The sequence below is a fragment of the Methanoregula sp. genome, from assembly GCA_041645435.1.
Classification (GTDB): Archaea; Halobacteriota; Methanomicrobia; order Methanomicrobiales; family Methanospirillaceae; genus Methanoregula.
In genome coordinates, this window is the sequence record JBAZQB010000004.1 from 392,046 (window position 1) to 413,263 (window position 21,218).

Sequence of the window (21,218 nt, forward strand, 5' to 3'; positions counted from 1 at the left end):
TCCTGACCGTACAAAAAGAGTTCGCACGTATACTCCATCCCGTCTGATACTTTACCTCTTACATCTTTGGTAACAGGAGCAAGCCCGTCATGACCCCCCCCGGCATATCGTTCAGTCTCGTCATCCCCGCATACAACGAGGAGAACCGGATCCAGTCCCTCTTCGATGATATTGCAGGATTTGACGGGGAACTTATCGTTGTCTGTGACGGGACTGACAGGACTGCGGAGTGTGTCAGCAGGATTGCGGCCGGCAGAAAAGATCTCACGATCCGCTGTCTGGGGTTCGATCACCGGCTGGGCAAGGGAGGTGGCGTGATCGAAGGACTCAAAGCTGCCCGGGCACCCTTCGTTGGATACTTCGATGCGGACGGTTCTACGAGTATTGCTGAGATGCAGCGGCTTTTTTCTCACCTTTCACGTTTTGAGGGTGCAATCGGTTCGCGCTGGGTGCCGGGCTCAACCCTTCGCGTGCGGCAGGGGATACTGCGAAGGATGGAGAGCCGGGGTTTCAATCTCCTGATCCGGCTGCTCTTTGGTCTCAACTTCAGCGATACCCAGTGCGGGGCAAAGGTCTTTACAAAAGCCGCAGTCGACACTGTTCTTCCCGAGATGACTTCGAGGGGATTTGAGTTTGATGTCGAACTGCTCTGGCGGATGCAGCGGGCTGGTTACACGGTAACTGAAGTCCCTATTGTCTGGCAGAACAAGGGCGATTCGCGGGTGCAGAAGCGGGATATGATCCGGATGCTTATGGGGCTGTTTGCGATCCGGTTTGGTCCAGGAAATGTATGATCCCATCATCGCGTGAAGAGCAGAAGAAAGAAGCGTTCCGGCTCTTTGAAGACGGGCGGTATATCGAATCCGGCCAGATCTGCACCATCCTTTTAGAATCCGGAAAGGATTCCGCGATCGATGTGCTCGCCGCAACGAACCTCTACTATATGGGAAAACTCGACGATGCGGAAGTCTTTTTTAAGGATCTTGCCCAGAAGATGCCGGACTCTTCCTATGTGCACAGTTACCTGGCAAAAGTGCTCGAAGCCCGGGGGGATGAAGGGGCGATTGCGGAGTATGCAACTGCCGTCCACCTTGACCCCTCCAACCAGGATGCCCTGCGGAGCTATGCAGAGTATCTTCTCGCCCACCGGGATTACCGGGCTGCACTGCCGGTATTCAGGCGCCTTGTCCAGCTGGGTAAGAAACCGGCAGATGTCCGGCACCTGATGCAGGCGCTCCTGGGGATTGGCGAGGCTGCAGAGGCACTCTCGATGCATGACCTGATGGGGGGCGGAACTGCTCCGGGTCATGAATATGTTGATGCTCTGGTAAAGACCGGCAACTTTCCTGCCGCTGCGGAACTGGCGAACCGGATCTACAAAGAGACCCGGGATCCCGCAGTACTCAGGAAATATCTTTCTGCCCTTTCCTGCTACGATATACCGGCTTCCCTTGCGGCCTATGCAGATCACATCCAGTCCGATACCGAAGGGGAGATCCTTTTTGATTATGCACTGCTTCTCCAGGCAGAGGGGAGTGCCAAAGAAGCGCTCGATACAGCCCGGGCCCTCGCTGAACGCTCCCGCCAGCCGGTGTATCGCCTTTTAGTGTGCGATCTGCTCGCCGCCCGGGCAAATGCTGGCGAGGGGAGAAACGATGCCCTTGCTGCCTACGAGCAGTTGATCAGGGATGAACTGGCAACGAAAAACGATCTGGATCTGCTGGGTACTATCATTGGCAGGTACCGCCGGCACCTCTTGATGGGGGTGCCCGCAGAGGAAGCAAAGCGCAGGTTCCTTGGGATTGTTTCACAGGATGTGAACGTTGCAAGCCTGCTCGAAACCGCCCGGTTATACGAAGAGATCGGCGATGCCGCAGAAGCCCGCTCCTGGTACTACCGGGCGTACCGGGCTGATTTTCTCACTGGGGGTCTTGTCTATGCACAATTCCTCGATGCACATGGTGAAGAACGCGAGTGCGAGAAAGTGATGCTTTACATCCTCTCCAATGTGAAAAAGAGTGCAGACATAAGCCGGGTGGCAGCCGTCATTGTGGACAGGCACGGCACCATGCACCGCCTGAAGCGGCTGATGGCCCAGTTGCTGGTAAAACTTGAAGCCCGTCGGGCGACCCTGAATTCCGAAGGCCTTGAGCTTCTCGCGATGGCTTTTTTCATTGCCGGCACCAATGCACACGATGAGCAGGACTATGCGGGCTGCAAGTATTACTGCCTGAGCGGGATGGACGTGATGCCGGCCCACAGCCGGGCTATCCGCCTTGAGGATTTCCTCACCCTGATCCGGGCCTGTAAGGAGAAGTCAGTAGCCGATCGCCCGATCATGAACGTGCCGCAGGCAAAAAAACGGGTCGCAGGTGGCCCCCCTGCACAGGTGATTACCGACCAGCTCGGTCTTACGGAACAGGAGGCAAAAATCCTTGAGTTTATCCGGCTGCACCGGACTGCAAATGAGATGGACTTAAGGAAGGTGCTGGGAACCCGAAGGGTAGTCGGGATTGTCAACCGCCTGATCGAAAAAGCAACAGCACAGGGATTGTTACTGATCGCAAAGAAAGGAGTTGGGGAGGAGGGAGAAGCGTATGAATATACCGGAACCTGAACGGATGGACCAGCGCCGGCTCGAGAGTATCAACATCATCAATGCGTTACGCAGGGGTACAGTTCCCGCAAGCGGGCTGGAGCGGATCGCCGTCGGGCTCGATGTTGAAGAGGGCGTGATCAGCAGGCAACTGGATTACGTTGCGCAGAGCGGCGGGGATCTCAAGTTTATCCGGGGCGAGTACGGGAGCGGCAAGACGTTTCTGGTTGCCCGGGCACTTGAGATCGCCCGCACCAAGGGTTTTGTCACCTCGCACGTGATCATCTCATCCTCCACACCACTCTATAAGATCAAAGGTATCTACCAGCAGGTCTGTGCAAACCTCCGCACGGGCGGCGAAGAGCACGCGATCAAGACTATTCTCGACAACTGGCTCTTTGCCATCGAAGAGCGGCTGCTCTCGGTGAGCGGGACAGGCCTTGAAGACGCTGTACTTGAAGAGGCCACGGAGCGGGAGATCGAAACTGCGCTCAGCGGGATCAGCGAGGTGAACACAGCCCTTGCTGCGGCCCTTCGCACCTATTACCGGGCGAACAACGCCGGGGACTTCCAGCTGGCACAGGCGGCACTTGGCTGGATTGCCGGCGAACCGAATATCGGGCGGGATTTCAAGCAGAAGGCAGGGATCAAGGGGGAGATCGATGACACCATCGCGTTTGTCTTCCTGCGGGGGCTTGTCTCCATTATCCACGGGGCAGGTTACAACGGGATTGCAATCGCTGTCGATGAGATGGAGACCACGCAGGGACTCCAGCGCAACCAGCGGGAGAAGGGCTACCACACGCTCGTCCGGATCATCGATGCGCTCGACCGGGGCGATATGCCGCGCTGTTTCTTCCTCTTCACCGGCACTCCCGCCATGTATGACGGTTCACGTGGCATCCGCTCAGTCCCGCCACTCTACGATCGCATCAGTGTCGTGCAGAACGATGCCTACCGCAACCCCCGCCAGCCGCAGATTATGCTCGGGAAGTTTGATACCTCAAAACTCGAACTGGTGGCGCTCAAAGTTGTGGATGTCTATGCACAGGCGTATTCGGAGCCGGACCGTGAGCGGGTCTCGCACCGTTTCATCCGCGCTATGATCAAAAAAATCACCACGCGTTTCGGGGGACGGATCGATGTTATTCCCCGGATATTCTTAAAAGAATTTGTCGATGTGCTGGACAAGTGCGAACTCTACGAGGATTATACTCCCGGTGATGCGTACGATTTTGATGCCGAGCATCTCAAAGGAGACCTTAAAAAAGAAGAGGAGGCTGTGATGGTGGTCAGGTTTTGATCCCCTCGTCAAAAAGACAATGTTTTACCCTTTCACAGCTCACCCTACCGGCATGCGCCGGGTCTATCTCCTGTTCATCCTTGCCGCAGCCCTGCTGTGCGCACTTATTCCTGCAGCAGGAGCCGTGACACTCACCCTCAATACTTCAGAAAATGTGGCGCATGTCGGCGATACGATCATTCTCAGCGGCTCAGTGACCGGAATAAAAACGATTGCGGCGTATCTCTTTGTAACCGGCCCTGATCTCGATCCCCGTGGCGTGACCCTGGACAACCTCAACATCCCGGCCGGCCGGGGTTTGTTCACTACGGCACCGGTGCATCTTGAGAATGGAACCTGGTCCTATACATGGGATACTTCTGTCATCCTTGGCAATCTCAAGCCCGGTACCTATACGATATATGTTGTCAGTTCCCCGGTAGACCGGCTCCGCTCTGTCAAAGACGAGTATGCTGCAACCGAGATCGTTTTCCACCCGGCAGAATCCTCACCCAATGAAATTCCGCTCGAACCCTGTATTCCGGTTGCTGCACTGGTTATAGTCGGAGTTGTATTAATGGGATATCGTCAGATGCGGCGGGATTAGATTGAAAGGGGAAACGTCGGTTAATATTTTGAGTTACTTTTGTTGAAGTGGTTTATTGATGGGGGCTGATGCCCTCATACCCCCAACTATGATGAACGCCGCCGCCCAAAGGGGCGTCCCCGCGGTGGTTTGATTGCTATTTTAAGGTAGAGCAGGCTCTGTTGAAATCCTTGAGGGAAAGAAGGAGTCGCTCTTGGGGGCTACAGCACATCGTGCTTCCGCCCCCGCCGCTCGGGCATCCCCCAATGTTGCGATAGCTGTCAGAAGGTTGATGAGAAAACTTGAGGGGGTCAAGGGGATGCTCCCCTTGGGATGCCTCCCCCTCTGGGGGAGAGAGGGGGTCACACTCCTGGTTACAGGAGAAAATTAATGTATTACATTAAAAGAGGATTCCGACAAAGTCCAGAGCGGAAAAAAGATTAAATTAGATCAGGGAAAACCCCTGGCAATCACTTCCGGCCGGATTCCCTGCGCACCCGCACGGATTCAGCATGGGCGTGAAGACCTTCTGCATCGGCAATGGTCTCGACAATATCACCAATTGCCTCGAGTCCGTCGCGGTCGATGATCTCAACCGATGCGGTCTTGCAGAAGTGATTCACATCGAGACCGGAGTAGGTTTTTGCGTACCCTGCGGTCGGGAGCACATGGTTGGTTCCTACGGCATAGTCCCCGCAGGCAACTGCCGAGTAACGCCCGATAAATATTGCCCCCGCGTTCTTCACTTTCGTCACAACGGATAAGGGATCGGCAACCTGTATCGAGAGGTGTTCCGGAGCAACGGCATCCGATGCAAAAATTGCCTCTTCCATCGTGCTTGCAACGTAATACCCGGAGTTCCTGAGCGCCTGTTCGATGATCTCTTTTCGCGGGGCGACCTTTGTCATCGCTTCGACTTCGCGGCCGACTTTTGCAGGGAGGGACTTGTCGGTGGTGATCAGGATACAGGCAGCATTGGGGTCATGCTCGGACTGTGCGAGAATGTCGGCAGCAATGATGCGGGGGTCCGCAGTTGCATCGGCAATGATCCCGATCTCGCTGGGGCCTGCCGGGAAATCAATCTCCACCTTTTCACGGAGCATCATCTTTGCCAGGGTGACATAGACGTTGCCGGGCCCGACAATTTTCTGCACGGGCCTGATGGATTCAGTGCCGAGTGCCATTGCGGCAACGGCCTGTGCACCACCGGCATTGTAGATCTCGGTGACCCCGGCAATGTCGAGGGCGACAAGCGTCAGGGGCTTGATCGGTGGCGGGGAGCAGGCGCAGATCTCCTTTACTCCCGCAACACGGGCAGGCACCGCACACATGAGAGCAGATGACGGGTAGGCAGCACGGCCTCCGGGAATATAGAGCCCGACGCGGTTTAAGGGCGTGGTTTTGACACCGAGCACGACGCCCGGTTCCATCTCCTGCAGCCAGAGATCCCGGGGTTTCTGGAGTTCGTGGAAGCGCTCGATGCGTGCATGGGCCTCGATCAGGCTTTCGATAATCTTTGCATCGACCTGCTCATAGGCATCCTCGCGCTCGTCATCCGACACCGCGATGTCAGTCAGTACACAGTGCTTCTTTGCCAGGTCAATAAGTGCAGCATCCCCCTCGTTCTGCACACGGCTGATGATCTCTGTTACGGTGGTCCGGACATCCTCAAGGCTTGACTGCCTCCCCGCGATCCACGCATCGATCTCCACTGCCTTCCACATAGTGCCATTATTTTCGGCAGGAAAGGTTGTTAAGGTTTCGTCAGGTTAGAACAGGTATTGACTGAAATCCGTTCTGTGGCAGTATTTCGTGTCAACACCCCATCATTAATTACCCGATTTTACCTAATACTGATCAATGCGCACGGATTTTGGCATTCATATGAAAGGGGGCGTCATCACCGAACGAGATGCAGATTTCTGCACGATCCGCATCCGGGCCCCGGCGGGTATTTTTTCCGTTGAACAGATACGGGGGATTGCACACATTGCGAAAAAATACGGCACGGGCACGGTTCACTGCACCACCCGCCAGACCCTGGAGATCCCGCATGTCAATCCGGTTCTGCTAAAAAAAGTCGAAAAAGCGCTTGCAAAGAACGAAACCCCGGTTGGTTCGGAAAAAGATGAGATTGTCAATATCATCGCATGTCCCGGGATTGAGCGCTGCAAATTTGCAAATATCGACACCATCAGTCTCGCAAAAAAAATCGACCAGAAATTATTTGGCAAGGAGATGCCGGTAAAGATGCGCATCGCTTTGTCGGCCTGCCCGAATGCCTGCACAAGTCCCATGCTCAACGAGATCGGTGTCATTGGGAGAGTTCGCCCCTTAAGGACTCCCGGTCTCTGTACCGGGTGCGGGACCTGCGTCGAGTATTGCAAAGAGAAGGCGATACGGATTAAAAACGGCATCTCGATACTCGATGAAACGAAATGTGTCGAGTGCGGGGTATGCATCCAGTCCTGCCATTTTGATCTCCTGAAAGCGGAACACCGGCATTTTCTCATCACGGTTGGCGGGAGGAGAGGGAGACATCCCCGGATCGGCAGGGTACTGTTGACGGTAGAGACTGAAGAAGAGGTGCTGACAACCATTGATAAAATAGTCAACTGGGTGTACCGCCGTGCCTGGAGCGGAAGGCTCCTGTCAGAGCAGCTCGATGAACTCCATTTCGAAAAATTCCGGCAGGATATTATTACCCAGGCAAAACCTGCGGCAAACAATACTTCAGCAAAAACACGATAAGGGTGCAGGGTCCCTCTTTTTTTAAAATCGACAGATGGATAATAAAAAAAAAGAGATTTGGTGTTTATCGTCCGTAACATGCAATGGACTGATCCAGAAAGGATAAAGATTGCAAAAATCATTCAACTGTTAGAACGAAACCAGAAGTTTAGCAAAATAGTTGATCATGATTGATTGCCAGCAAGTTATCCGCCCTGTAATGGCTGAACCCAGAAGCATACCCGTACGTGAGCCAGGCCCCTGATAACCGTGTCCGATACTTCCCTGCCACCCCTGCGATTCAACCTCTCCGAGCTGGCGGGATCGCTCGGGGATTTCGGGACGATCATCCCGCTCATCCTTGCCGTTGCGCTGGTCTCGGATGTCAATGCCCGGTATATCCTCCTCTTCTTTGGGATCTGGTTCATTCTCACCGGCCTGTATTACCGTCTGCCTATTCCGCTGGAGCCAATGAAGGCAGTTGCGGTGATCGTTATCGCCGGCTCCATCAGCAGCGGGGAGATCGCGGCAGCCGGTATTATCCTCGGGGTCATATTTCTCGTACTCGGCTATGGCCGGTTCTTCGCAGTTATCGAAAAATGGGTACCGCAGAGTGTTGTGCGGGGAATCCAGCTCGGCTTGGCGCTGCTCCTGTTCCGCTCATCCCTGGGGTTCGTGGTGAAGGATCCCCTGTTCTTTATGATTGGTATCGGCATCATCGCCGGCTTTTACCTCCTTGCACGCTACCGGTCGATCCCGGACCTCTCTGCGATCGTGGTCATAGGTGTTGGTCTTGTCGCAGGAATCGCACTATCTGGTGTTCCTCCCCTCAGCCTGATCCCGGCCCCGCAGCTTGTGATTCCCGTGCCTGCGGATTTCTCATCTGCTTTTTCAACCCTGGTGCTACCCCAGGTTGTTCTTACCATCACCAATGCCATCCTTGCAACCACTCTCCTGACAAAAGATCTGTTCAAGCAGGATGTCCCGCCAAAGAAATTCTCGACAAGCATTGGTCTTATGAACATCTTCTCCGTCCCGTTCGGCGGATTTCCGATGTGCCATGGAGCCGGAGGGATGGCCGGGCAGTACCGGTACGGCGCACGGACCGGGGGGGCAAATGTGTATGCGGGCCTGATCTTCATCATCCTCGCCCTTTTCTTTTCCTCACCGCAGGTCCTCTCTATCATCGCGGTTGGTGTGCTCGGGGCACTCCTTATCTTTGTCGGGATCGAGATGAGCCGGCACAGTTTTAAGACTGATTCCCTCATTGTCACAGGGGTCATCGGGATCCTCGCGCTGGTCAGCTCGATGACGCTGGCTTTTATTGTGGGGATGGTCCTTGCGTATAGTGCCGATTTGATTAAGAAGAAGGGTTCACAGGATATCAACTGATATTTTCTGTCTTCTTTCAAGATAGGAAAATATTCAGGGCATCTGCATTTTGTCATGAAAATTTTTAAAATCTGTTGACGATAGTGCAAACACATAGAAATTGAGTTTGGAGAGCAATATTTTCATTGCTCTGGTGCGAAGTCTTTGGCTTCATGCGGGTTTTTTTAAAAAAAAGGATTAGTTTGTCCCGGGTGCACGGACTGCCGTGGTTACCGCTGCCGTTGTTGCAGCGGGAGATGCTGCAGAAGATGCACCGGTTGCTGAAGCGGTTGCCGGTGCAATCGCGGTTGCCGGCGTGCTGTAATCCCCTACCCATCCTGCTGTTGCAGTCGGAACTTCGACGCTCATGGGGATGAAGAGGGCCTTTCCGTACTTGTCGACTCCAAAGCTGCCGATGTCCTTCTGGGTCTGCGGGTCAATGAGGAAGTTGACGAAGTTGTTAGCCATCTTGATCTTATCAGCAGGTTGCTTGTCGTTGTAGACGGTCATCACGCTGTAGATGTTCAACAGGCTTGCACCTTTGCTGACAACCGGTACCAGGTTGAGGTTGGTCTTGTACGCAAGGAATGTTCCTTCATCGGTCAGCGTGTAAGCGCCTTTCTCGCTTGCCATCTGGAGGGTCTCTCCCATTCCCTTGCCGGCTTCTATGTACCAGTCCCCGGATTTCTGGACCTGTGTTGTGTAGTTGTATCCGGCCTTGGACCAGACGGTCTTCTCAGCAGAGTGAGTGCCGGAACCATCGCCACGGGATATGAAGTAAATACCTGCCGTCTTGTTGGTGCCTTTCAGGCGCAGCGTTGTCATTGCTTTCTCGGGAGTCATATTCTTGATCCCTGCGGGATCATTTGCCGGGCCTACAATAATAAATGAGTTTGAGGCAAACGAGCGCCGGTTCAGGCCATAGCCGTTTTTCATGAATGTCAGTTCCTGGCTTGGCGAGTGAACGAGCAGGACATCGGCGTCACCGCGCTGGGCCAGCTCGATTGCCTTGCCGGTTCCCTGCGAGGTTATTTTGAGCTGGACATTGTACTTCTTCTCAAATATTGGCTGGAGATAGTCGAGAAGCTTGGTGTCGTACAGGCTCGTGGTCGTTGCGATGAGGAGCGTCTGGGGTGCAGCCGCCGTTGCAACCGCGGTTGGGGTAGCGGGGGTGGCCGGTGTCTGGCTCGTGCATCCTGCAAAGCAGGTTGCAAGGAGCAACAGTACGCATACTGCTGCAATTAATCCTACATGCACATTTTTTGTCATAGTTAAACCGGAATACCGGTCGATAGGAACATTATTCAATGTTTCTTTTTCGCACGAGTTAAAAACATCTGCTTACCAATTGGTTATCAGATGGTTTCAATGATTTATTATTGACATTCGATATTTGTTAACATTAAATTATATCTGGGTTGGTTAATCTCTTCAGCATTTTTTGAGCAATTCTTCGAAAATTGCCGCGCCGAGAATTTCACTGCATTCATTATGGTATTTGTCCTTCATGAGCCCTATCATTTTACGGCTGCCTTTTGCGGTTGTAATGATCCCAACCCGTTCAGCCCGGGTGACCAGCTCGTCCTGCTCCATCATGGCAAAATAGGGCAGGACATAATAATGCTGGACATTGAGAAATTCTGCAAGTCTTCGTGTTGTCGGGAACTTCAGCCGGATGGAATTATCGGCATAGGTGACGGTGATCGAGCGCTCCAGCAATTGGATCCGGACTGCGGCGTCAAACAGGATATCAACGGAAAGGGCGGCCATAGTGGATCTTCATGGAATAATTGTACATACTTCCATAAAGAGGCTTAGCAAATACTCGTGATATCAGAATTCTGCATTGCCAGCACAGCTGGAATTTTTGTTCAAAAAAAAAGGTTAGTGTTTCTTCTTGTGTTCATCGGCTACCGGCTTCATGAACACGACTTCAGCGCCAACATCTTTGGCGATCTGCTCGACTTCAAACTTCCGGAAATGGGTTGCCTCAACCTGGAGTTGTCCACCGGTGACGGCAATGATGCGGAACTTGGGTGACTCGACACCCTCTCCGACTTTCTGGCGCTCACGCACATAGATCTTCATGGTCTTTTCCTCCATGCCATTACTGATCCTAAAAGCTCATCAATCTTTGGTGCCGGGATCGTACTGGCTCTGGTATATCAACTGGTTTACAAGAACTTATAACTTTCCATGGTGATAGGCTTGTAGGCTGATGGCACATGAAAAAGCGATTTGAACTTCAGAGTGGCCTCCAGGGTGAGACGCTCGTCCGGAAAGGAATGATGAAGACGAAGCGGAAAGCTTCCGAACAGATTCGCATTGCACCGGACATCAATATCATCAAGATCGGGGGGCACGGGGCAATCGATTACGGGCGCGAAGTCATGCACCCGCTCTGCGAAGAGATTGGGACCGTATCCAAAAAGCACAAACTGCTTGTCGTCACAGGTGGTGGCGGGCGGGTCCGCCATATCATGGATATCGGAATGGACCTCGGCATGCCCACCGGCGTCCTTGCGGAACTCTCGGCAAAGATCTCCGAGCAGAATGCGATCATGGTCTCGATCCTTCTCTCAAAATTCAATGGGCAGCGTATCCATACGGGCGATCTCCTCGAACTCCCGATGCTCCTGAAACTCGGTATCCTGCCGGTCATTCACGGCACCCCCCCGTACGGGCTCTACGAGCACCCGGCCAGGAATGATCAGATCCCCCCGCACCGCACCGACACCGGCGCGTTCCTGATCGCAGAAGTGCTCGGTGCAAAGAGCTGCATCATCGGAAAGAACGTTGATGGGCTGTATATGGAAGACCCGAGAAAAAATCCCGACGCAGAGTTGATCCGGGATATTACGGCAAAGGAACTGATCAAGCTCGATCTCGAAGATCTGGTTGTCGAGCGGATGGTCGTTGAACTCCTCAACAATGCAGTCAACATCCGGGAAGTTCGGATCATCAACTGCCACAAACGCGGCAATATCGAAAAAGCGATCAACGGGAAAAATATCGGGACAATCATCCGGGCAGAGTAACCCGCTTCTCTTTTTTATCACCGGTGCGGCCGCGTAAAGGTGTGATACGACGACTGGCAGCCGCGTCCGGGAAATGACGACTAGGTCAGAAGTTCAGACATCGTGGCATGATGCCGGATACCGTACCAACCGGTTTTTTTTACCTGACCCGCCCGATTTTGTGGGCAGAATAGTGTTAATTTCTTGTTAATAAAAGGATTTTGTTAATTATTTTATTTTAACGAAAGCAGATCCCGCTTTAGATTTCATCGGGTATATTTTCCATCATGTAAAACAGTATCTCGCTGGTGGGAATACCCCCCTGGTGAACAGATTCAATAAACATTTCGTGTTAGTTAAAAGTATATAACCGAGAATTTTTATTTTTAAACAAAGTATGTTAACTGATCACCCATGGGTATCTGCACTGACATCATGCATGATTTTGTATTGCAGGAGATAAAGCACCTTTACTCCAGCTACGACGGCTGGAAGATAACCCTGAAAAAGAAGGGGACCGGATATGATACGATTGTTCTTGTTAAGCGGATGAACAACGGGTACCTGGAGATCGTCCGGATTCTGGTTACCTTTAAAAAAGAGGTTACCCTTGATATGATTGACGATCTTATCCGCCCGGAGCCGGTTTTTGACGGGACCATTCCGCGCTATGATTATGCGATCATCGTACCCGCATTTGCAGATACATCAAAGATGCCAAAAGATCTGAAAATTTTTGTCATGAAATCCTTTGCCTTTGACGGTAAGGAACTTACCTGGGTGAAAAAACCTGTCCGGAAAACATAAAAACCCCTGATGTCGTGCCCAAAATCTCCCCTTTTTTACCCGGCACTTACAGGAGGTAGCACTTCTTCCTGTCCCGGGGCAATCTGATAATCATTCAAATAAAAATGTTATTGGTCCGTTTGCGAGCCGGATATTACGGTTCATATCTTCTCATAATATTTCATCGAACCGCAGGCCCCGCAGCGATCCCCTTCGATCAGGTAATCCGGGACGGTCTCACCGCAGCAGGGACAGGTGACCGAAGACCATTTCTTCTTTTTTTTCACCGTGACCCGGACCCGCTCAAATGAGAGAATCTTTCGTCCGGCACGGAATATCTCGTCTTGCAAAACTCCTTTCATGGTATGTTTGTTGTAGGCCGGGCTATTTGCATACCAGGTATCGATCATGGAATATTTTTTCAGTTTCTCCAGATCCACGTACACCCGCACGGCATCTGCGGTTTCACTGTCGGCAGGAGCATTAAGCGTGATAGCAAATTTCCCGATGGGCACGACCCGGAGCCGGTTATTGCCGGTCGTGCAGCGGGCTATTACCTGCAGGGCATCCGGGAGACACTTGGGCGTCTCGCAGACCCCGTACAGTTTTTTATCCGCGGTTACCCCGAGCAGTTCCAGTGCATAATCCACCATGAATGCCCCGATGAGGACGCCGGGTGCCGGGTAGGTATGGAATTCTGACAGGCGGATGACCTCTTGCTGGAGTTCTGGCTGTACCCCGCATTTGTCCATACTGGCTTTCAGTGCATCGGGCATTTCTTCAGGGTGACCTGCTTGCATGATCCTACGTTAATTATTATCTGATAAACATGTTATGAAAAGTAACTGGTTTTAATAAACGCAGGATGCGGGATGATACACTGTTCACATTCCTCCGGCGTTTTTGTCTGTTCCAGAGACGGATGACGAGGAAAGCGATCTGGTCCGGGAAGGATAATAGCAAGCGGCAAGCACATCGTCGCCACAGGCACGACCGGCATCACCAACGGTTGTGGCGAGCGTTGACAGGGAGATTATTGAAACCGGAACATTGATGCCGAATGCAGCAACCATTGGTGGCGGGGCAAAGGCCAAACAGCTATAGGAACGCACGCTCCACCGGTCGACCTTTACTCCCATCTGGCCGAGCCGCGTGGCTACCTGCCCGCAGGTCATTGTCATTGCGAGCGTCCGGCAGAGATCTACGACCGGTGATCCCACCCGTGTCCCGGGATAGAATGGGTCATCAGGCATCCAGATCCGCCCGCAGTCCCGGCAGTACGACCGGTGAATGATCACCTCGACCGTATGGTCGCTTTCGTCAAAGAGAAGTGCGAACCGTTTAACCCGGGTGTCATAGCCTGACAGAGTACCGCCACAGGATCTGCACGACCCCCCTCCATGATATTCTGTTCTGTCACATACCTGGAGCGCCGTATGCACAACATGGGTAAGCATTGGCGGCAGGGGGCGTAACCTCACCGTGACAGCCCCCATCTGTACTGCATTTTACAGCGGGGAGTAATTCCCGGAATAATCGACTTGCACCCCACCCAACGCATATTCATGCCCGGAATCTGAAAAGCCCCCAGATAATCTCCGATAATAGGAGATTTTTCAGAATATATAAATATAGTGTTTACTTAGAACAATAATCAAGCAGAATTAATTTACTAATTTTGCTGGTACCGTCACGATAGGTGACGTGAGGTGTGTGCACGGATGCCACGGCCATTTTAGGCCGGAAGCACCCGTGAAGTTTGGTGATAGAATGAGTGATAGTTCAAGTACTCTTAAGTATGTACCGACGACCTGTCCGTACTGTGGGGTAGGCTGCGGTCTGAACCTCGTGGTGAATGAAGGGAAGCTTGTCGGTGTAGAACCCTATAAGCGAAGCCCGGTGAACGAAGGCAAGCTCTGCCCGAAGGGGATGACCTGCTGGGAACATGTCGGCAGTCCCGACCGGCTGACTAAGCCGAAGATCAAGAAGAACGGTAAGTTCGTGGACGCTACCTGGGAAGAAGCTATTGACCTGATTGCAAAGAAGTTTAAGGAAATCTCCGACAAGAACGGCCCCAAGTCCCTTGGTTTCCAGACCTCGTGCCGTACCGTCAACGAGGACTGCTATGCCCTGCAGAAGTTAGCGCGCGTGGGATTCCAGACCAACAACGTCGACAACTGTGCACGTATCTGCCACGGACCTTCTGTTGCGGGTCTCTCGCTCTCGTTCGGGTCCGGTGCGGCTACCAACACGTTCGAAGATGTCCTGAATTCCGACCTTATCATCATGTGGGGTTCCAACGCAGTCGAGGCTCACCCGCTTGCCGGGCGCCGCGTCATGCAGGCCAAGAAGAAAGGAATCAAGGTTATTGTTGTTGACCCGCGGTTCAGTGCAACGGCACGGATTGCGGACGAGTGGATCCGGTTCACTCCATCAACCCACATTGCGCTTGCCAACTCCATGATGTACTGGATCATCAAGGAAGGCCTCCAGAACACGGCGTTCATCAACGAGCGTACGAAAGGCTACGAGGACCTCAAGAAGACTGTCGAGAAGTATGCCGATGTCGAGGAGATCCACGGTGTCCCGCTCGAGACCGTCAAATCGTTAGCCCGCCAGTACGCAAAGGCAAAGAATGCGGTCATCATCTACTGCCTCGGCATCACCGAGTTAACCACCGGTACCGACAACGTCCGTTCAATGGGCAACCTCGCGCTGCTCACCGGCAATGTCGGCCGCCCCGGCGTCGGTGTCAACCCGCTTCGTGGCCAGAACAATGTGCAGGGCGCCTGCGATATGGGTGCATACCCGAACGTCTTCTCCGGCTACCAGGCTGTTGCAGTTGCTGACAACCGTGCCAAGATGGAGAAGGCATGGGGCATGAAGGAAGGTTCCCTGCCCGACTGGTATGGATCAACCCTGACCGAGCAGATCAATGACTGCGGCGCTGTTGTCAAGGCAATGTGGGTCCTGGGTCTGAACCCGGTGGTCTCCTACCCGGACTCGAACCATGTCATGAAGATGTTTGACAAACTCGACTTCCTCGTCATCCAGGATATCTTCTGGACCGAGAGCTGCGAGTATGCAGACGTTGTCCTGCCCGGCACCTGCTTTGCCGAGAAGGACGGGACGTTCACCAGCGGCGAGCGCCGTGTTAACCGTGTCCGGAAGGCTGTCGACGGCCCCGGCGAGTCGAAATACGACTGGGAGATCATCGGCATGGTTGCCAAGAAGATGGGTCTCAAGGGCTTTGACTGGAAGACAGCAAAGGATGTCTGGGACGACATGCGCTCAGTCACTCCCGGCCAGTTTGGTGTAACCTACGAGAAGATGGAAAAACCCGAATCAGTCCACTGGCCCTGCCCGGCCATCGATCACCCGGGAACTCCGATCCTCCACGTGGGGAAGTTCTCCGCAGCGGATGGCAAGGGCACCATGTTCGGTCTCGAGTACCGCCCACCAGCAGAAGTAGCGGATGCAGAGTATCCGTTCACGCTCATGACCGGGCGTGTGATCTTCCACTACCACACCAGGACCCAGACCGACCGTGCCAAACAACTGCATTATGAGGTACCAGCGTCCTATATCCAGATCAACACCATTGATGCAAAGAAACTCGGCATCAAGGAAAATGAGAAGATCAAGGTATCAAGCCGCCGTGGTGAAATTGAAACCCTCGCTCACGTATCCGATGACGTTGCACCTGGTGTTACGTACATGGCTATGCATTTCCACAAGGGGGCAAACACCCTAACCAACACTGCGCTCGACCCGCTCTCCAAGATGCCGGAACTGAAGCACTGTGCTATAAAGATCGAAAAGATTGCGGGGGCGAAGTAAATGGCAAAGAAAGGCGAAATGCTCTATGCATGGACCAATGATGCCGGCCTCTTAAAGAAGGCGGAATGCGGCGGTGCGGTCACCGAGCTTCTCAAGTATGCACTCGAGAGCAAGACCGTTGATGCAGTGCTTGCCGTAAAGCGTGGCATTGACCTGTACGACGCGGTCCCGGTGCTTGTTACCAACCCCAGGGACCTTGACGCGTGCGCCGGTTCGCTCCACTGTGGAACCATCCTCCTCTCCAAACTGGTGATGGAGTACGCACCCAGGATGGCCGGGAAGAAGCTGGGACTGGTTGTCAAGGGCTGCGACATGATGGGCCTCCTTGAGCTCGCAGAGCGCAAGCTGGTCAACCTCGATAACATCGTTATGATCGGTGTCAACTGCGGAGGATCGGTCAGCCCGGTTGCCGCACGAAAAATGATCAAGGAAAAGTTTGGCGTCGACCCGAACACGGTCACCAAAGAAGAGATCGACAAGGGCCAGTTCATCATCGAGTACGAGGGCGGCCACAAGGGTATCGCCATGGATGAGCTCGAAGAGGCCGGCTTCGGCCGCAGGTCCAACTGCCGCCGCTGCAAGCTAAAAGTCCCCCGTCAGGCAGACCTTGCCTGCGGGAACTGGGGGGTCATCGGCGACAAGGCCGGCAAGGCGACCTTCGTCGAGGTCTGCTCCGATAAGGGAGCAAAACTCATTGACGGAGCCGTCAAAGCCAATAAACTTGCCACAGAAGCCGCAAACCCCAAGGGTATTGAGATCCGCGCCAAGGTTGAAAATGCAATGTACAAGCTTGGCGACAAATGGCGAAAGCACGACTTTGAAGCACTCGCACCGGTCCTCTGGGATACCATAACGAAGGAGACCGGCCGTTGCATGAAGTGTATGGCGTGCATCGAGCATTGTCCGGTTTGTGTTACCCGTGATGACAAGTTCACGCAACCTGACCTGATGATCCGCCATGGTTTCATCCCGCCCGACCCGATGTTCCACCTCCGCAGATTTGCACACATCTCCGACTCCTGCATCAACTGCGGGCAGTGCGAAGAATGCTGCCCCTCGGAAATTCCGCTGGCGCTCTTCTCGCACGCGATCCGGACTGAGGCAGACAAGTTCTTTGAACCAAAGCTGGGAAAATCAGCTTACACCAATTAATTTTTTAATTGGGAAAAATCGGACACATCCTGATAGCCGCATCCTGACGGGATGTGACTGTGCACCCATAATCGCCCGGGTGGAGTATACTATCTCATCAAATATCTAAGTGAACCATAAAACGGAGAGATCAGGACCATCATCAATCCAGATTCTCTCACGTTTGGGAAAACCCCCCATTTTTTACCGTGATTGTCGTTTTTTTTGAGTGTATAAACATCGTTTTTACCTTATAAACCCACCATTGTTAATCAATTTTTACGATAATTTCAAAACCTATATATTGTTTTTACACCAACTTACCCTTTATAACTACATTCAATTAACAAAATGGTTTAGGAAACCTGTTTTGCAATGGGTTTTACCGGTAAAATTATGGTGATAGACAATGAGCGAACTAAATAAGGATTCTCTTAAGTATACAGCAACGACCTGTCCCTACTGCGGGGTTGGCTGCGGCCTTAACCTCGTATCCAATGGGAATGAGCTCGTTGGTGTCGAACCGTACAAGCGGTCCCCGATCAACGAAGGCAAGCTCTGCCCGAAAGGTACGACCTGCTGGGAAACCGTCCAGAAGCCCGGCCGGCTGACCAAACCCCTGATCAAGAAGGGTGACAAGTTCGAGGAAGCCTCGTGGGACGAAGCTACTGACCTGATTACAAAGAAGTTTTCAGAGGCGCACAAACAGGGCGGCCCCAGGGCGCTGGGTTTCCATACCTCGTGCCGTACCGTGAATGAGGACTGTTATGCCCTGCAGAAGTGGGCCCGTGTTGCCTTCCAGACCAACAACGTCGACAACTGTGCCCGTATCTGCCATGGACCGTCTGTTGCCGGTCTCTCGCTCTCGTTCGGTTCCGGTGCAGCCACCAACCCGTTCGAAGATGTCCTGAATGCGGACCTCATCGTCATGTGGGGTTCCAATGCAGTTGAGGCCCACCCCCTCGCCGGCCGCCGCGTCATGCAGGCCAAGAAGAAGGGCATCCCGATCGTTGTCGTTGACCCCCGGTTCAGCCCGACTGCACGGCTTGCTGACAAGTGGATCCGGTTCACCCCGTCGACCCACATCGCCCTTGCCAACAACATGATGTACTACATCATCAAGGAAGGCCTTGAGGACAAGGAGTACATCAAGGAACGCACGAAAGGCTTTGAGGATCTCAAAAAGACTGTCGAGAATTATGCTGACGCTACGAAAATCCACGGTGTCCCGCAAGAGACGGTCAAAGAGTTTGCCCGCCAGTATGCAAATGCAAAGAATGCAGTCATCATCTACTGCCTCGGCATCACCGAGTTAACCACCGGTACCGACAATGTCCGGTCCATGGGGAACCTCGCACTGCTCACCGGAAATGTCGGACGCCCCGGTGTCGGTGTTAACCCGCTCCGTGGACAGAACAACGTGCAGGGTGCCTGCGACATGGGTGCATACCCGAACGTCTTCTCCGGCTACCAGGCAGTTGCCGTCCCCGAGAACCGTGCCAAGATGGAGAAGGCATGGGGCATGAAAGAAGGAACCCTTCCCGACTGGTATGGTGTCACCTTAACCGAACAGATCACCCAGTGCGGTGACCCGATCAAGGCGATGTACATCCTCGGCCTGAACCCTGTGGTCTCCTACCCTGATTCGAACCACGTAAGGAGATCCCTTGACAAACTCGACTTCCTTGTTATCCAGGATATTTACTGGACCGAGAGCTGCGAGTACGCAGATGTTGTCCTTCCCGGCACCTGCTTTGCCGAGAAAGACGGCACATTCACCAGCGGCGAGCGCCGTGTCAACCGTGTAAGGAAAGCCGTTGACGGTCCCGGCGAGTCGAAATATGACTGGGAGATCATCGGCATGCTCGGAAAGAAGATGGGCCTCAAGGGCTTTGACTGGAAGACCGCAAAGGATGTCTGGGACGACATGCGCTCAGTCACCCCCGGCCAGTTCGGCGTAACCTACGAAAAGATGGAAAAACCTGAATCTGTCCACTGGCCCTGCCCGACTGTCGAGCACCCGGGAACCCCGATCCTCCACGTAGGAAAGTTCTCCGCAGCAGATGGCAAGGGCACCATGTTCGGCCTCGAGTACCGCCCGCCCGCGGAAGTCGCCGACGCAGAGTACCCGTACACGCTCATGACCGGTCGTATCATCTTCCACTACCACACCCGGACCCAGACAGACCGGAGCCCGACCCTGCACAACGATGTACCTGAAAACTACATGCAGATGAACACACTGGATGCAAAGGAACTCGGCATCAAGCCGTACGAGAAGGTCAAGGTTACAAGCCGCCGTGGCGAATCCATCGCTATTGCACGCGTAACCGATGATGTCGCCCCGAAAGTTCTGTTCATGCCCATGCACTTTGCCCATGGTGCAAACGACCTCACCAACACAGCACTCGACCCGCTCTCCAAGATGCCGGAACTCAAGCACTGTGCTGTCAAGGTTGAGAAGATCAAGGAGGCCTGAACACCATGACCAAGAAAGGAGATATGCTCTATGCGTGGACCAACGACGCCGAAATCCAGAAGAAAGCCGAGCTCGGGGGCGCAGTAACTTCCCTCTGGAAGTATGCCCTTGAATCCAAGATGGTTGACGCAGTCCTTGCCGTAACCAAGGGTGTTGACCTCTACGATGCAAAGCCGGTCATCATCACCGACCCCAAGGATCTTATCAAGACTGCCGGTTCGCTCCACTGCGGAACGCTTCTGCTGCCCAAACTGGTCAAGAAATATCTTGATGGGGCAGAGGACAAGAAGATCGGGGTTACCGTCAAGGGCTGCGATGCAATGGCGTTCTACGAACTCGCCAAGCGCAAGCAGATCAACCTTGACAACATCATCATGATCGGTGTCAACTGCGGAGGATCGGTCAGCCCGGTCACTGCCCGCAAGATGATCGCTGAAAAGTATGGTGTTGACCCGGAAAAGGTCCACAAGGAAGAGATCGACAAGGGCCAGTTCATCATCGAGTACGAAGGAGGCCACAAGGGGATCTCCGTTGACGAGCTCGAAGAAGCAGGCTATGGCCGGCGCAGCAACTGCCGCCGCTGCAAGATGAAGATCCCACGGCAGGCAGACCTTGCCTGCGGTAACTGGGGCGTCATCGGCGACAAGGCCGGAAAAGCAACCTTTGTTGAAGTCTGCTCCGAAAAGGGAGCAAACCTTGTTGACGGCGCCGTCAAGAAAGGCATCATGACAACCGCACCGGCCAACCCCAAGGGTCTCGAGATCCGGGCAAAGGTCGAAGGTGCGATGTTCAAGCTCGGCGACAAGTGGCGGAAGCACGACTTCGAGGCGCTTGGCGATGGTAAGGATCGCTTGAAGAAGATCATGGCCGAGACCGCACGCTGTATCAAGTGCTATGGTTGTATCGAGACCTGCCCGATCTGTTACTGCGTCGAATGCACGACCAAGAACCCGGCCTATGTTCCGCCCGGCGAACTGCCGGTCAACTTCATGTTCCACCTGATCCGGTACGCTCATATCGCAGATTCCTGCGTGAACTGCGGCCAGTGCGAGGAAATCTGCCCCGCGGAAATCCCCAATGCCCTTTTCATGCACGCCCAGCAGGTCGAGCTTGAGAAGATGTTCGGCCATGTGCCGGGTGTCGACATGGAACTCCCGCTCCTTGCCTTTGCAGAGGAGAAGACCGAGCGTGGCCGGCTTCACAATACCGGCAGTGACATGGTCTACGACAACGTCTTTAACCCGTTCACCAAGAAGTGAAAATTTTCTTCCTGAACGAATCTTTTTTTAGTCGAAAAAAATAGAAAAATTCCGGCTCTGTGGAAATCATCGGTTTTTATCATGGACCGCTCTTGGGGGCTACGGCATATGATGCCTTCGCCCCTGCCACTTGGGCATCCC

18 protein-coding genes are annotated in these 21,218 nt (G+C 53.5%); 12 read left to right on the forward strand and 6 right to left on the reverse strand.

What is annotated here, in order from left to right; all coding sequences use genetic code 11:
* Nucleotides 1-89 precede the first annotated feature (89 nt).
* Genes WC593_10645 through WC593_10660 form a run of 4 tightly spaced genes read left to right on the forward strand, consistent with a single transcriptional unit; the run spans nt 90 to nt 4,485 of the window.
* The gene (locus WC593_10645; protein MFA4825600.1) at nt 90-794 is read left to right on the forward strand and encodes a dolichyl-phosphate beta-glucosyltransferase; all 705 of its coding nucleotides are present in this window, start codon (nt 90-92) and stop codon (nt 792-794) included.
* Nucleotides 791-2,617: a hypothetical protein gene (locus WC593_10650; protein ID MFA4825601.1), complete on the forward strand. Its 1,827-nt coding sequence runs from the start codon at nt 791-793 to the stop codon at nt 2,615-2,617. Before WC593_10645 ends, WC593_10650 begins: the two co-directional genes overlap by 4 nt.
* A complete protein-coding gene (gene brxD, locus WC593_10655) occupies nt 2,598-3,899 on the forward strand; it encodes a BREX system ATP-binding protein BrxD (protein MFA4825602.1) in 1,302 nt (433 codons plus the stop codon). Before WC593_10650 ends, brxD begins: the two co-directional genes overlap by 20 nt.
* A 52-nt stretch (nt 3,900-3,951) precedes the next feature.
* On the forward strand, nt 3,952-4,485 hold the full coding sequence (locus WC593_10660; protein MFA4825603.1) for a hypothetical protein: 534 nt from the start codon (nt 3,952-3,954) through the stop codon (nt 4,483-4,485).
* A 449-nt stretch (nt 4,486-4,934) separates the two neighbouring features.
* Here WC593_10660 and hisD read toward each other — a convergent pair whose 3' ends face one another.
* Complete coding sequence (gene hisD / locus WC593_10665; protein ID MFA4825604.1) at nt 4,935-6,188, reverse strand: histidinol dehydrogenase; 1,254 nt, start codon at nt 6,186-6,188, stop codon at nt 4,935-4,937.
* A gap of 136 nt (nt 6,189-6,324) precedes the next feature.
* Between hisD and WC593_10670 the strand changes: the two genes are divergently transcribed.
* Both WC593_10670 and WC593_10675 read left to right on the forward strand, forming a co-directional pair.
* A complete protein-coding gene (locus WC593_10670; GenBank protein MFA4825605.1) occupies nt 6,325-7,215 on the forward strand; it encodes a 4Fe-4S dicluster domain-containing protein in 891 nt (296 codons plus the stop codon).
* Between the two features lie 249 nt (nt 7,216-7,464).
* Nucleotides 7,465-8,586 carry a putative sulfate/molybdate transporter gene (locus tag WC593_10675; GenBank protein MFA4825606.1) on the forward strand — a complete coding sequence of 374 codons (1,122 nt, stop codon included), beginning with the start codon at nt 7,465-7,467 and terminating at the stop codon, nt 8,584-8,586.
* Between the two features lie 177 nt (nt 8,587-8,763).
* On the opposite strand, the gene WC593_10680 is transcribed toward WC593_10675, so the two are convergent.
* The 3 genes from WC593_10680 to WC593_10690 form a co-directional block, all read right to left on the reverse strand.
* On the reverse strand, nt 8,764-9,834 hold the full coding sequence (locus WC593_10680; GenBank protein MFA4825607.1) for a substrate-binding domain-containing protein: 1,071 nt from the start codon (nt 9,832-9,834) through the stop codon (nt 8,764-8,766).
* Nucleotides 9,835-9,996: 162 nt separating this feature from the next.
* A complete protein-coding gene (locus tag WC593_10685; GenBank protein ID MFA4825608.1) occupies nt 9,997-10,335 on the reverse strand; it encodes a hypothetical protein in 339 nt (112 codons plus the stop codon).
* Nucleotides 10,336-10,449: 114 nt separating this feature from the next.
* The gene (locus WC593_10690; protein ID MFA4825609.1) at nt 10,450-10,653 is read right to left on the reverse strand and encodes a hypothetical protein; all 204 of its coding nucleotides are present in this window, start codon (nt 10,651-10,653) and stop codon (nt 10,450-10,452) included.
* A 137-nt stretch (nt 10,654-10,790) separates the two neighbouring features.
* On the opposite strand from WC593_10690, the gene WC593_10695 reads away from it, so the two are divergent.
* Nucleotides 10,791-11,603: a uridylate kinase gene (locus tag WC593_10695; GenBank protein MFA4825610.1), complete on the forward strand. Its 813-nt coding sequence runs from the start codon at nt 10,791-10,793 to the stop codon at nt 11,601-11,603.
* A gap of 393 nt (nt 11,604-11,996) precedes the next feature.
* Entirely contained in the window at nt 11,997-12,389 is a 393-nt protein-coding gene (locus WC593_10700) for a hypothetical protein (protein MFA4825611.1), read from the forward strand.
* A gap of 140 nt (nt 12,390-12,529) precedes the next feature.
* Here the strand turns inward: WC593_10700 and WC593_10705 are convergent, their stop codons facing one another.
* Both WC593_10705 and WC593_10710 read right to left on the reverse strand, forming a co-directional pair.
* Nucleotides 12,530-13,168: a formylmethanofuran dehydrogenase subunit E family protein gene (locus WC593_10705; protein MFA4825612.1), complete on the reverse strand. Its 639-nt coding sequence runs from the start codon at nt 13,166-13,168 to the stop codon at nt 12,530-12,532.
* An 84-nt stretch (nt 13,169-13,252) separates the two neighbouring features.
* Nucleotides 13,253-13,849 (reverse strand): hypothetical protein, encoded by a 597-nt coding sequence (locus tag WC593_10710; GenBank protein MFA4825613.1) that lies wholly within the window; start codon nt 13,847-13,849, stop codon nt 13,253-13,255.
* A 289-nt stretch (nt 13,850-14,138) separates the two neighbouring features.
* On the opposite strand from WC593_10710, the gene fdhF (WC593_10715) reads away from it, so the two are divergent.
* The 4 genes from fdhF (WC593_10715) (at nt 14,139) to WC593_10730 (ending at nt 21,077) form a co-directional block, all read left to right on the forward strand.
* Nucleotides 14,139-16,208, forward strand: a complete 2,070-nt coding sequence (gene fdhF, locus WC593_10715; protein MFA4825614.1) for a formate dehydrogenase subunit alpha — start codon at nt 14,139-14,141, stop codon at nt 16,206-16,208.
* The gene (locus tag WC593_10720; GenBank protein ID MFA4825615.1) at nt 16,209-17,360 is read left to right on the forward strand and encodes a Coenzyme F420 hydrogenase/dehydrogenase, beta subunit C-terminal domain; all 1,152 of its coding nucleotides are present in this window, start codon (nt 16,209-16,211) and stop codon (nt 17,358-17,360) included.
* A 388-nt stretch (nt 17,361-17,748) separates the two neighbouring features.
* Complete coding sequence (fdhF, locus tag WC593_10725) at nt 17,749-19,818, forward strand: formate dehydrogenase subunit alpha (protein ID MFA4825616.1); 2,070 nt, start codon at nt 17,749-17,751, stop codon at nt 19,816-19,818.
* 5 nt (nt 19,819-19,823) lie between these two features.
* A complete protein-coding gene (locus WC593_10730; protein ID MFA4825617.1) occupies nt 19,824-21,077 on the forward strand; it encodes a Coenzyme F420 hydrogenase/dehydrogenase, beta subunit C-terminal domain in 1,254 nt (417 codons plus the stop codon).
* The last annotated feature ends 141 nt before the right edge of the window (nt 21,078-21,218 follow it).